General features: G+C 71.1%; 11 protein-coding genes. All 11 read right to left on the bottom strand.

Translation table 11 applies throughout. The features are described from left to right. Positions 1 to 45: 45 nt before the first annotated feature. Positions 46 to 558 carry a DsrE/DsrF/DrsH-like family protein gene (locus ACFUC1_RS09545; protein WP_379119021.1) on the bottom strand — a complete coding sequence of 171 codons (513 nt, stop codon included), beginning with the start codon at positions 556 to 558 and terminating at the stop codon, positions 46 to 48. A 47-nt stretch (positions 559 to 605) separates the two neighbouring features. Next, entirely contained in the window at positions 606 to 920 is a 315-nt protein-coding gene (locus tag ACFUC1_RS09540; protein ID WP_310156668.1) for a TusE/DsrC/DsvC family sulfur relay protein, read from the bottom strand. A 22-nt stretch (positions 921 to 942) separates the two neighbouring features. Beyond that, positions 943 to 2211: an NAD(P)/FAD-dependent oxidoreductase gene (locus ACFUC1_RS09535; RefSeq protein WP_379119020.1), complete on the bottom strand. Its 1269-nt coding sequence runs from the start codon at positions 2209 to 2211 to the stop codon at positions 943 to 945. Between the two features lie 13 nt (positions 2212 to 2224). Then, positions 2225 to 3271 carry a zinc-dependent alcohol dehydrogenase family protein gene (locus ACFUC1_RS09530; RefSeq protein ID WP_379119019.1) on the bottom strand — a complete coding sequence of 349 codons (1047 nt, stop codon included), beginning with the start codon at positions 3269 to 3271 and terminating at the stop codon, positions 2225 to 2227. Between the two features lie 180 nt (positions 3272 to 3451). Beyond that, complete coding sequence (locus ACFUC1_RS09525) at positions 3452 to 3802, bottom strand: hypothetical protein (RefSeq protein WP_379119018.1); 351 nt, start codon at positions 3800 to 3802, stop codon at positions 3452 to 3454. After that, a complete protein-coding gene (narI, locus tag ACFUC1_RS09520) occupies positions 3799 to 4527 on the bottom strand; it encodes a respiratory nitrate reductase subunit gamma (protein ID WP_379119017.1) in 729 nt (242 codons plus the stop codon). The genes ACFUC1_RS09525 and narI overlap by 4 nt, the downstream gene beginning before the upstream one ends. Then, on the bottom strand, positions 4527 to 5243 hold the full coding sequence (narJ, locus tag ACFUC1_RS09515; RefSeq protein ID WP_379119022.1) for a nitrate reductase molybdenum cofactor assembly chaperone: 717 nt from the start codon (positions 5241 to 5243) through the stop codon (positions 4527 to 4529). Before narJ ends, narI begins: the two co-directional genes overlap by 1 nt. Further along, positions 5243 to 6928: a nitrate reductase subunit beta gene (gene narH / locus ACFUC1_RS09510; protein WP_379119016.1), complete on the bottom strand. Its 1686-nt coding sequence runs from the start codon at positions 6926 to 6928 to the stop codon at positions 5243 to 5245. The genes narJ and narH overlap by 1 nt, the downstream gene beginning before the upstream one ends. Continuing rightward, positions 6928 to 10695 carry a nitrate reductase subunit alpha gene (locus ACFUC1_RS09505; protein WP_379119015.1) on the bottom strand — a complete coding sequence of 1256 codons (3768 nt, stop codon included), beginning with the start codon at positions 10693 to 10695 and terminating at the stop codon, positions 6928 to 6930. The genes narH and ACFUC1_RS09505 overlap by 1 nt, the downstream gene beginning before the upstream one ends. Positions 10696 to 10718: 23 nt before the next feature. Beyond that, complete coding sequence (locus ACFUC1_RS09500; RefSeq protein ID WP_379119013.1) at positions 10719 to 11252, bottom strand: hemerythrin domain-containing protein; 534 nt, start codon at positions 11250 to 11252, stop codon at positions 10719 to 10721. Then, positions 11245 to 12450 (bottom strand): MFS transporter, encoded by a 1206-nt coding sequence (locus ACFUC1_RS09495; RefSeq protein ID WP_379119011.1) that lies wholly within the window; start codon positions 12448 to 12450, stop codon positions 11245 to 11247. The genes ACFUC1_RS09500 and ACFUC1_RS09495 overlap by 8 nt, the downstream gene beginning before the upstream one ends. Positions 12451 to 12533 lie beyond the last annotated feature (83 nt).

Genomic DNA, 12533 nt, shown 5'->3' with positions numbered 1-12533 from the left:
GTCGGATGTCGCCCCGCGGTCGGGAGCCCCCGGACGGACGGGCCCTCAGATGAAGAGCAGCTGGGCGCCGTCGGTCTTCTCGATGAAGTCGGCCGCGCTGATGATGCCCTCGACCTCCTCGTAGAGGTCCTCCTCCGTCAGGTGGTTCATGTCGGCGGACAGGCGGCACGCCCACAGGTGGCCGCCCGAGTCGACGATCTGCTGGAGGAACTCCGGCACCTCCGGGACGTCGACCTCGGCGATCGACTTCCGCAGGCGCGACGTGGCCATGTGGGTGATGCCCGGCAGGCCGCCGAGTCCCTGCGGCATGTGCGTGGCCGTGTTGCCCAGCGGGCTGAACTTGAGCTCGCCCATCGTCTTCTTGTTGATCATGTCGAAGCCCCAGAAGGTGAAGAACAGGTGCGTCTCCACCCCCTCGCCGAGGGCGGCGTTGGCCAGGATGAGCCCCGGGTACGCCATGTCGAGGTTCCCCTTGGAGCAGATGATGGCGAGCTTGCGTCCCGCGGTGGCCTCGGTGCTGAAGTCGGGGATGATGGCAGGGGCCGTGTCGGTGGTCATCGTGCGTTCTCCTTGTCGTGCAACGGGTCCGGGTCGGCTGCGGCCGGTCAGACGCAGCCGTGGGGCTTGGGCAGGCCCGCGACGTAGGCGAGCTTCTTCGCCGGCTTCTGCGGGAAGAGGGCGAAGAGCTGCTTGACCGGTATGCCGCCGACGGTGCTGATGCGCCGCAGCGTCGCCGTCTCGCCCTGGTCGGCGAAGTCCTGGCGCAGGAACCGGATGGCGCGCCAGTGCTCGTCGGTCAGGTCGATGCCGATCTGGGCGGCGAGGGCCTTGGCAAGGTCCTCGTCCCACTCGGCGTACTCGGTGAGGAAGCCCTCGGGATCGACCTGGACCGTGTGGCCTGCGATGGTCGTGACGGGCATCGGACTTCTCCTTCTCTCGTGGTCAGATGTGGACCACGGCGTCGGCCGTGGACGCGTCGTCCGGGACGTGCTTGCCCGCCATCGACATGCGGTCGGGCAGCGGCAGGCGGCGCCCGGGGAGCAGGACGTTCCAGTAGATCCAGCGGAACGCGAGCTTGCCGAGGTGGTTGGCGCGGGTCTCCTTGAGCAGGCTCAGCGGCCCGACCCCCGGCAGCGGGAACTTCCCCGGCAGCGGCTGGGTGTCGTAGTTGAAGTCGATGAGCAGGCCCTTGCCGTCACCGGACTCGACGAAGCAGTTGGCGTGCCCGTCGAAGGAGTGCGGCATCGCCCGGCCGGCGGCGTGGGCCACGAAGTTCTCGACGAACAGGTCGACCGCGAAGTGCGCGACGGACCCGGCCTTGGACGCGGGGATGTCGGAGGCGTCGCCGACGGCGAAGATCGTGTCGAACCTCGTGGAGAGCAGCGTGTGCTTGTCGACCGGCACGTAGTTGAGCTCGTCACCCAGGCCCGACCGGGCCACGTAGTCGGCGCCCATGTTGAGCGGGACGGTGACCAGGAGGTCGAACGGCACCTCGCGTTCGTCGTAGGAGACGAGCGCCTTGTGCTCGTCGTCGACGCGCTCGACCATGAAGTCGGGCTCGACGAGGATCTTGCGCTCCTCGAGCATCGACCCCAGCTGGGCGGAGGCGATGGGCTGGGTGAAGGCGCCCGACAGCGGGGTGACGAAGACGAGCTCGACCCGGTCGCGCACGCCCCGCTCGCGCAGGTGGGCGTCGGCCAGGAAGGTGAACTCCAGCGGCGCCACCGGGCACTTGATCGGCATCTCGGTGACGTGGACGACGAGCCGGCCGTGGTCGAAGCGGCGCAGCGCGTCGGCCAGGGCCCTGGACCCGTCGAACGTGTAGAAGTCGAAGATGCTGCGGCGCCACTGCTCGCCCAGCATCCCGGGCGTCTGGTCCGGCCGTGGCGAGGTGCCCGTCGCGATGACGAGGTAGTCGTACGCGAGGGTGCGCCCGTCCTGCAGGTGCACCACCTGCTCCTCCGGCGCGACCCGGTCGATCTCGGCGAGCACCAGGTCCACCCCGTCGGGGATGAAGCGGTGCCGCTTGCGCACGACCTGCTCCGCGGCATACGTCCCGAAGGGCAGGAAGAGGAAGCCCGGCTGGTACAGGTGGTCGTCGTCGCGGTCGACCACGGTGATCTGCCACGACCTGCGGTCGAGCCTGCGGCGCAGCTTGTTCACGACCATCGTGCCGGCGGTCCCGCCGCCGAGCACCAGAAGGCGCTTCATGACCGTCCCCTCCTCAGGAGCGAGCCGTGAGGACGACCTTGAGGGCCTGGGTGTCCGCCGCGTTGGCGAAGACCTCGTAGGCGTCCATGAACTCGTCGAGGTGGAAGTGGTGGGTCACGAGCTGGCCGAGGTCGAGCTGGCGGCTGGAGAGCAGCCGCAGCAGGGTCGGCGTCGAGTACGTGTCGACCAGGCCGGTGGTGATGGTGACGTCCTTGATCCACAGGTCCTCGAGGTGCAGTGTCGCCGGCTTGCCGTGGACGCCCACGTTGGCGACGGTGCCGCCGGGGCGCACCAGCGCGGCGCACTGCTCGAACGTGCCGGGGATGCCCACGGCCTCGATCGCCACGTCGGCGCCCAGGCCGTCGGTGAGCCCGCGGACGACCTCGAGCGCGTCGTCGCGCGAGGCGTCCACGACGACGTCGGCGCCGACCCGCTTGGCCGCGTCGAGCCGCGAACCGGCCAGGTCGATGGCGACGACGTGGGCCGGGCTGAAGAGCTTGGCACCCATGATGGAGGAGAGGCCGATGGGGCCGGCGCCGACCACCGCGACGACGTCGCCGGGGCGCACGTGCCCGTTGAGGACGCCGACCTCGTACCCGGTCGGGCCGATGTCGGCCAGCATGAGGACCTCCTCGTCGGTGACGCCAGCGGGGATGGCGAAGGTCGAGGTGTCGGCGAACGGCACCCGCACGTACTCGGCCTGCGTGCCGTCGATGAGGTGGCCGAGGATCCAGCCGCCGCCGTCGAGGCACTGCCCGTACCGGCCCTCGCGGCAGTACCGGCACGACCCGCACGCGGTGATGCAGGAGACCAGGACGCGGTCGCCGGGGGAGAGGTTCTTGACGCCGGAGCCGATCGACTCGACCGTGCCGACCGCCTCGTGGCCCAGGACCCGCCCGTCGGTGACGGCGGGGACGTCACCCTTGAGGATGTGCAGGTCCGTGCCGCAGATGGTGACGGCGTCCACCCGCACGATGGCGTCGGTGTCGTCCTGGATCGAGGGCTTCGGGACCTCCTCCCACGTCTTGCGGCCCGGTCCGTGATAGACGACGGCGTGCATGGTGAGCTCCTCTCGCGGCCTGCACCGTGCAGGTCCCACGACTCACTCCACCGTGCGAGGGGTCCGGGCAGGAGAGACCAAGGTCCCGTGTGGCGCACTGCACACCCCTGGGGGTATGTGGTGAGGGTCTGCCCGGTCGCTTGGTCGGCGTGGTTCGCGCGTGTCGGCGCGCGAAGCGCGTCAGCCGAGAGCCACGGTGAGGAGGATGACGCAGTCCTCCAGCGCCTGCGCGCCGTGCCGGTCCGCGGGGATGGCGACCAGCTCGCCCGCGCGGACCGTCCAGGACGCGCCGCCCGCTGCATACAGGCGCGCACTGCCGATCACGACCTGGAAGGTGGCGGCCGCGGGCGACTCGTGCTCGCCGAGCTCGGAGCCCTCGGTGAGCGCCATGAGGACGGCGCGCTGGGCCGTGCCGCCGACCAGCAGGCGGGAGGCGTGGCCGTTGGACTGGCTGCGCGCCTGGTCCAGCAGGTCGGAGCCGGCCCGGTGCAGGTCGATGGGCGCGTGGTCCGCGGGGTGCTCCGTGCTCATCGTGACCGACCTGCCTTCTCCCAGCCGCGGGCGGGCGCGCGCGTGCCCTCGCGTGCCTCGTCCCGGCTGCGGTAGACGATGTACGGGCGGGTGAGGTAGCCCACCGGGGCGCTGAACACGTGGACCAGCCGCGTGAACGGCCAGAGCGCGAAGAGCACGAACGCCACGAGGGCGTGCAGCTGGAACCCGATGGGAGCGTCGGCGATGAGCGAGGCGTCCGGCTGGAACAGGAAGATGCTGCGCCAGTAGGGCGAGACGCCCTCGCGGTAGTCGTAGTGGCCGAAGATGCTGCTGGCCACGGTGTTCCACATGCCGAGGACGATCACGGCCGCGAGGAAGACGTACATGAGCTTGTCCATCCGCGTCGTGGCCATGAACACGGGGCCGACCGTGCGGCGCCGGTAGACGAGGATGACCAGACCCGCCAGCGTCGCCAGGCCGGCGAGGCCGCCGAGGGAGACGGCGAGGAGGTGGTAGAGCCCCTCGTGCACGCCGACGGCCTCGGTCCAGCTCTTGGGGATGACGAGCCCCACCACGTGGCCGCCCACGACGCCGAGCAGGCCGAAGTGGAACAGCGGGCTGCCCCAGCGCAGGAGGCGGTTCTCGTACAGCTGGCTGCTGCGGGTCGTCCAGCCGAACTTGTCGTAGGTCCACCGCCAGTAGTGCCCGACGACGAAGACGGCGAGGCAGGTGTAGGGGACGATCACCCACAGAAAGGTGTCCATCAGGGGGCTCCTACCGGGATGGTCGGGCCGAGGCCGGTCGGCTCGGTGGGTCGGGGGTTGAGTCGCGGGTCGAGGGCGTACGGCTGGGTGTCGAGGCCGACGTCCTCCGACGGTGGCCCGGCGGCGACGAGCGCGGCGAGCTGCTCCTCGTCGTCGCCGCGCAGCCCGGGCAGCGTGGCGACGAGGGCGCACACGACGTCGTGCCAGCGAGACTCCTTGTCCGCCAGCGCGATCCGCAGGACCTCGACGCCGGCACGGTGGTCCTGGAGCAGGCGCCAGGCGACGTCGAGGTCGGTCGTGGCGCCGAACTCCAGGACGACGCCGAGGTGGTCGGGCAGCTCGTCCGTGTCGAGCTCGGCACCGGCGCGGCGGTACGCCTGCTTGATCTGCACCAGGGCCAGTCCGCGCTTGCGGGTGTCGCCGTGGGCGAAGTACGTGAGGTAGAGGCAGCAGCGGCGGGTGACGTCGAACGTCTCGACGTACTCACGCTGCAGCTCGCCGAGCGCGGTCGTGCCCACCCCGGCGAGGAACCGGCGCAGCGGGTCGGCGACGGGTGCCGGCAGCGTCGCCACTGCCGACTCGAGCAGTGGGCGGCGGGACAGCAGCTCCTCGGTCGGGTAGTCGAGCAGCAGCGACACGACCTGCCAGGCGGTGGAGAGCGTCCTGTCGTCGAGCCGCCCGGCCGCTGCGCCAGCGCGCCGGGCACGTCCGAGCATCACCGGTCGTCCCCGGGGCGCTTCTTCGGGAACAGCCCTCGCGGAGAGCCCTTGCCGTCCCAGTTGAGCAGGTTGACCCGGCCGCGCAGGCGACCACCGGGCTCCGGAGCGGCCCCGCCACTGAGGTCGTCGGCCGTCTGGCGCTGGCGCAGCATCTGGAAGTTCTCCACCGCCACCGGCGTGAGCCCGCCCGAGCCCTCGCCGAACGGCCCGGACTCGCCCATCATCCCGGGGCCGCCCTCGTAGTCGAGCGAGCACTCGGTGGCCAGCTCCTCCAGGGCGTGCGCCTGCTCGGCGTGGGCGGTCGGGATGACGTAGCGCTCGTCGTACTTGGCCAGCGCCAGCAGCCGGAACATGTCGTACATCGTCTCGCCGTCCATGCCGACGGCCTGCGGGATCGACTCGTCGGGGTCCCGCCCCAGGTTGATGTCGCGCATGTACGACCGCATCGCCGCGAGCTTCTTGAGCACGCGCTCGACCGGGGCGGTGTCGCCGGCGGTGAAGAGGTTCGCCAGGTACTCCACCGGGATCCGCAACGTGTCGATGGCGGCGAAGAGGTTGCCCCGGTCCTCGGCGTCGTGCCCGGTGTCGCGGACCACGTCCACGACCGGCGACAGCGGGGGGATGTACCAGACCATCGGCATGGTGCGGTACTCCGGGTGCAGCGGCAGCGCGACCTCGTAGCGGGAGATGAGGGCGTGCACCGGGGACCGCCGCGCGGCCTCCACCCAGTCGCGCGGTATGCCGGCCAGCTCGGCCTCGCGCTGCACCTCCGGGTCGTCGGGGTCGAGGAACACGGCGCGCTGCGCGGCATACAGCTCGTGCTCGTCCTCGACGGACGCCGCCTCGAGCACCTTGTCGGCGTCGTAGAGGACCAGCCCGATGTACCGCAGCCGGCCCACGCACGTCTCCGAGCAGACGGTCGGGATGCCGACCTCGACGCGCGGGTAGCAGAAGGTGCACTTCTCGGCCTTGCCGGTGCGGTGGTTGAAGTAGACCTTCTTGTACGGGCAGCCGGACACGCACATCCGCCAGCCGCGGCACCGGTCCTGGTCGACGAGGACGATGCCGTCCTCCGAGCGCTTGTAGATCGCGCCGCTCGGGCAGGACGCCGCGCACGACGGGTTGAGGCAGTGCTCGCAGATCCGCGGCAGGTAGAACATGAAGGTCCGCTCGAACTCGAGCTTCACCTTGTCGGTGATGTCCCGGAGCATCACGTCGCGGGCGGCGTTCTCGCCGCTGCCGCCGAGGTTGTCGTCCCAGTTGGCCGACCACGACACGTTGACCGGCTTGCCGGTGATGAGCGAGATGGGCCGGGCGACCGGGAAGTGCTGCTGCGCCGGGGCGCTGAGCAACGTCTCGTAGTCGTAGGTCCACGGCTCGTAGTAGTCCTCGATGGACGGCAGCTTCGGGTTGCTGAAGATGCTCGCGAGCTTGCGCCACCGGCTGCCCGAGCGCAGCGTCAGCCGGCCGCGGCTCGTCAGCGCCCAGCCGCCCTGCCAGGTGTCCTGGTCCTCGTAGGTGCGCGGGTAGCCCAGGCCCGGCCGCGTCTCCACGTTGTTGAACCAGACGTACTCGGTGCCGGCGCGGTTGGTCCACGCCTGCTTGCACGTCACCGAGCAGGTGTGGCACCCGATGCACTTGTCGAGGTTCATCACCATCGCCATCTGCGCCATGACCCTCATCAGTAGGTCACCTCCTGGGAGCGGCGGCGGATGACCGTGACCTCGTCGCGCTGGTTGCCGGTCGGACCGAGGTAGTTGAACGCGAAGGACAGCTGCGCGTAACCGCCGATGAGGTGGCTCGGCTTGACCAGGATCCGCGTGAGCGAGTTGTGGATGCCGCCCCGCCGCCCGGTCTTCTCGGTGAGCGGCACGTCGATGAGCCGGTCCTGCGCGTGGTGCATGTAGACCGTGCCCTCGGGCATCCGGTGGCTGACGACCGCGCGGGCGTTGACGACCCCGTTGCGGTTGACCGCCTCGACCCAGTCGTTGTCCTTGATGCCGACCTTGGCGGCGTCCTTGTCGGAGATCCAGATCGCCTGGCCGCCACGCGAGAGCGAGAGCATGAACAGGTTGTCCTGGTACTCGCTGTGGATCGACCACTTGTTGTGCGGCGTCAGGTAGCGGACGGTCACGCCGAGCTCGCTCATGCTGCCGATCTCCGGCTCGCCGAACACCTGGGTCATGTCCAGCGGCGGCTTGTAGACCGGCAGCCCCTCGCCGAGCTCCTGCATCCAGTCGTGGTCGAGGTAGAAGTGCTGCCTGCCGGTGAGGGTGTGCCACGGCTTGAGTCGCTCGACGTTGATGGTGAAGGGGGAGTAGCGCCGGCCCCCGGTCTCCGAGCCGGACCACTCCGGGCTCGTGATGACGGGCACGGGCGCGGCCTGGGTGTCGGCGAAGGTGATCTGCTTGCCCTCGTGCTCGGCAGCTAGGTCGTGCAGGAGCTGGCCGGTGCGCTTCTCGAGGGTCCTGAACCCCTGGGTGGCGAGGTGACCGTTCGTGGTGCCCGACAGGGCCATGATCGTCTCGGCCACGTGGCGGGCGTCCTTGAGCGAGGGCCGGCCGTCACCCGCGCCGCCACGGACCAGGCCGTTCTTGTGGCCGAGGTACTCGACCTCGCGCTTCACGTCGTACGCCACGCCCTTCTGCGCCGTGCCGAGGGTGTCCATGAGCGGCCCGAGGGAAACCATCTGGTCGTGGACCGCGCCGTAGTCGCGCTCGACGACGACGAGCTTCGGCATCGTCTTCCCCGGCACCGGGTCGCACTCACCCAGCGCCCAGTCGCGGACCCGGCCGTGCGGGGTCGCCATGGCGTCCGGGCTGTCGTGCAGCAGGGGAGCGGCCACCAGGTCCTTGCGCACGCCGAGGTGCTTGGCGCCCAGCGGCTGGAACGCTTCGGCGATGGCCAGGAAGATGTCCCAGTCCGTCCTCGTCTGCCACGGCGGGCTGATGGCCGGGTTGAAGGAGTGGATGAACGGGTGCATGTCCGTGGTGTTGATGTCGTGCTTCTCGTACCACGTGGCCGCCGGCAGCACGACGTCGCTGAAGATCGTCGAGCTGGTCATCCGGAAGTCGAGGGTGCAGAGCAGGTCGAGCTTGCCCTCGGGCAGGTCGTCGCGGTCGGGGCGTGCCGAGACCGAGCTGTCGGTGCCGAGCAGGTGGCGCAGGAAGTACTCGTTGCCCTTGGCCGAGGAGCCGAGCAGGTTGGCCCGCCACATCATCAGCACCCGCGGCCAGTTCTCGGGGGCGTCGGGGTCCTCGCACGCGAAGCGCAGGCTGCGGTCGGTGAGGCCGGCGACGACGTGGTCCGCGGGGGAGCGACCCGACGCCTCGGCCTCGTCGACGAGGTCGAGCGGGTTGCGGTCGAAGGTCGGGTAGGACGGCATCCAGCCGAGCCGCGCGGACTGCTGGAGCAGCTCGTGGGTGCTGCGGCCGTCGAGCATCCCGGTGCCGGTCGCCCCGGCGAGCGAGCCGGCCTCGTAGTGGTCGTAGTGGTGCTGGTCGGTGTGCAGGTACCAGTACGCCGTCTGGATCATCTGCCGCGGGGGCCGCACCCAGTCCAGCGCGAACGCCATCTGCGCCCAGCCGGTGATGGGGCGCGCCTTCTCCTGCCCGACGTAGTGCGCCCAGCCGCCGCCGTTGCGCCCCTGGCACCCCGTGATGGTGGTCAGCAGCAGCATGCAGCGGTAGGTCTCGTCGGAGTGGAACCAGTGGTTGGTGCCCGCCCCGACGAGGATCATCGAGCGACCACCGGTGTCGGCCGCGTTCTGCGCGAACTCGCGGGCGATCCTCGCGACTGCCTGCGCCGGCACCCCCGTGATCGCCTCCTGCCAGGCGGGGGTGTAGTGCCCGTCGGCGTCGTCGTACCCCGAGGGCCAGCTGCCCGGAAGTCCCTCCCGCCCCACGCCGTACTGCGCCAGCAGCAGGTCGAAGACGGTCGTGACGAGGTGCCCGGCGATCCGGCGCACGGGCACACCGCGGCGCACGACCTCCGACCGCCCGCGGGGCAGGTCGAAGCGCGGCAGGTCGACGAGGGCGGTGCCCTCGCTCGTCTCCTGCAGGCTGAGCGCGGGCACGACGTCGCCGAGGTCGAGGTTCCACCGGCCCTCTCCCTGCTCGCCGAACCGGTCGCCGAGCGTGCCGTTGGGCACGACGTGCTGCCCGGTGACCTCGTCGACGAGGACCGTGCGGAAGGCGGCGTTCTCGGCCTGCGCCTCGGCGCCGCCGAGGTCCGCCGCGGTGAGGAACTTGCCCGGCCGGTATGCCGGGTGCCCACCGTCCGCGACGGCCGCAGCGTCCGTGGCCCCCGAGCCACCGGTGCCGTCCCCGCCCCCGGTGCCGTCCGCGCCGGTGCCGGGCCGGTCGGCATACTCCTCGAGGCACACGAGGAACGGCAGGTCGGTGTAGCGGCGGGTGTACTCCTCGAAGTACTCGACCTGCCGGTCGACGAAGAACTCCTTCAGCACCACGTGGCCCATCGCCATGGCGAGGGCCCCGTCGGTGCCGGGTGCCGCAGGCAGCCACTCGTCCGCGAACTTGACGTTGTCGGCGTAGTCGGGGGACACGACGACGACCTTCTGGCCGCGGTACCGCGCCTCGGCCATCCAGTGGGCGTCCGGGGTGCGTGTCACGGGGACGTTCGAGCCCCACATGACGAGGTAGCCGGCGTCCCACCAGTCGCCCGACTCGGGCACGTCGGTCTGGTCGCCCCAGATCTGCGGGGAGGCCACGGGGAGGTCGGCGTACCAGTCGTAGAACGAGAGCATCGACCCGCCGATGAGCGACACGAACCGGGCGCCCGAGGCGTGCGACACCATCGACATGGCGGGGATGGGGGAGAAGCCGGCGATCCGGTCCGGCCCCCAATGCTTGATGGTGTGGACGTTGGCGGCGGCGACGATCTCGGCGGCCTCGCCCCAGCTGGCACGGACGAGGCCGCCCTTCCCGCGGGCGGCCTTGTACCGCTTCGCCCTCTCCGGGTCGTTCACGACGTCGGCCCACGCCAGGACGGGGTCGCCGAGCCTCGCCCTGGCCTCGCGGTACATCTCGAGCAGCACGCCCCGGACGTACGGGTAGCGGACCCTCGTGGGGGAGTAGGTGTACCAGGAGAAGGCGGCTCCACGGGGGCAGCCGCGCGGCTCGTACTCCGGGCGGTCGGGCCCGGTGGACGGGTAGTCGGTCTGCTGCGCCTCCCACGTGATGATGCCGTCCTTGACGTACACCTTCCACGAGCAGGAGCCGGTGCAGTTCACGCCGTGGGTGGAGCGGACGACCTTGTCGTGGCTCCAGCGGTCGCGGTAGAACGCGTCACCGGCGCGTCCGCCCTTGGCGTGGATGGTGCGCCGGTCCGCCGACACCTCCGCCCGGGTGAAGAACCGCCTGGTGCCCACGAGGGCCTCGGCGAGCGGGCCGTCGAGGCCGGCGGGTGTCGCGTCGTCGGTGGTGGTCACGGGCGGGCCTCCTGCTGGGCTCGTCAGGCGTGCTGGTGGGTGGCGGAGTGGTCGTGCGGGTGAGCGGCGTGCGGTTGACCGCTGCCGGGCTGCCCCGGCTCGAGGGCCGATCCCGCCATCGCCCGGGCGGTCTTGACCGATGCCCAGGCCTCCTCGTCGAGGATCGACAGCGAGGCGGGGAAGAGGCCGTCCTGCTCCTTGAGGATGTGGTCGCGCAGGCGCTCCATGGCGGCCAGGAGCTCGGCCGACCACTGCGGGTCCTCGGGCGTGCCGTGCGCGGCACGGTCCAGCACCGCCTCGATCTCCCGGTGGTCCCGCTCGAGGGCCGCAACGTGGTCGGGGAACTCGGGCGCGAGGTGCGGGAACAGCCCGTGCTCCTCGACGGCCGTGTGGGGCGTGAGGATGAGGGCGATCCGCCGGGCCACCGCTGCGGCGCCGGCGACGTCGCCCTCGCGCACGCACACGCGGACCGTGGCGATCTCGGCGACGACGGCGTCGTGCTCGCGCGTGAGCTCGGCGATGGCGGCGATGTCCTGGCAGCCGCAGTACTCACACACGGGCGGTCTGCACCTCCTTCGGGCGGGCGGTGCCGCGCACCACGGTGAGGGTCAGCACGAGGCAGCCGGCGGCGACCAGGGCGAGCAGGAGGAGCCCGATGCCGTAGGACCCGGTGCTGTCGTAGACGCTGCTCATGACCAGGGGCGGGACGAAGCCGCCGAGCCCACCTGCCGCGCCGACCAGTCCCGTCACCGAGCCCACCTGGGCGGCCGGCGCGGTCCGGGCGACGAGGGCGAAGGTCGCACCGCTGCCGGCACCGAGCGCCGCCGCCATGACGAGGAACGCCGCCGTGCCCACCGGGACGAGGTCCGGCGTGGCCGCCTGGACTGCAGCCCCCGCGGCGACGACCCCGAAGACGCCGGCCAGGACCGGGACCGCGCCGAACCGGTCGGCGAGCCAGCCGCCCACCGGTCGCATGACCACGGCGACGAGGACGAAGCCGGCCATGCGGTTGGCCGCGTCCGCCTGCTCGAGCCCGTATGCCGTCTTGAGGTAGGCGGGCAGGTACACCGAGAAGGCGACGTACCCGCCGAAGGCGACGGCGTAGAGGATGCACGCCTGCCAGGCGATCGGAAGCCGTGCCGCCGCGGCGAGCCTGGTGCCGACGCTGGTCGTCGGCACCGCCCGGCCCGGCGCATCGCGCAGCAGGAGCCACGCCATGACGGCATACACGGCGAGGGCGGCTGCAGTGATGACGAAGGGGGCGGACTCGCCGACCCCCTTGACCAGCTTGACGGTGGTGAGTGCGCTGATCGCGGTGCCCCCCATGCCTGCACCGAAGACCCCGATTGCGAAGCCGCGCCGCTCCGGGGGGAACCACGCGTTGACGAACGGCACGCCGATGGCGAACGCGGTGCCGCCGATGCCGAGGAAGAAGCCTCCGACGAGGAGCCCGGCGAAGGAGTGCTGGCCGGCGAGCCCTAGGTACAGGACCGGAACGATGGTCGCGACCGACACCACGGGGAACATGAGCCTCCCACCGAGCCGGTCGGTCAGCGCGCCCACCGGGATGCGCCCGAGCGAGCCGACGATCACGGGCACCGCCACGAGCAGGGCCTGCTGGCCCGAACTGAGCGCCAGCACGTCCTTGAAGCGCGGGCCGAGGGGGCTGAGGAGCGCCCAGGCCCAGAAGTTCACGGCGAACCCGACGGTCGCGAGCGCGAGCATCCGCGTCCCAAGGCGGGAGTTCGGTGGCATCGGCGCTACCCCTTCGTGAGCTCTGCCGTCGCGTGCTGGGCTTTCGTGAAGGTTCCTCATGGCTGTCCTACCAAAGTCGGGGG

Origin of the sequence: Pedococcus sp. NPDC057267 (assembly GCF_042668795.1) — a bacterium.
Lineage (GTDB): Bacteria > Actinomycetota > Actinomycetes > Actinomycetales > Dermatophilaceae > Pedococcus.
The sequence above is the reverse complement of the archived record's forward strand: the minus strand, read 5'-3'. Positions and strand labels throughout refer to the sequence as shown.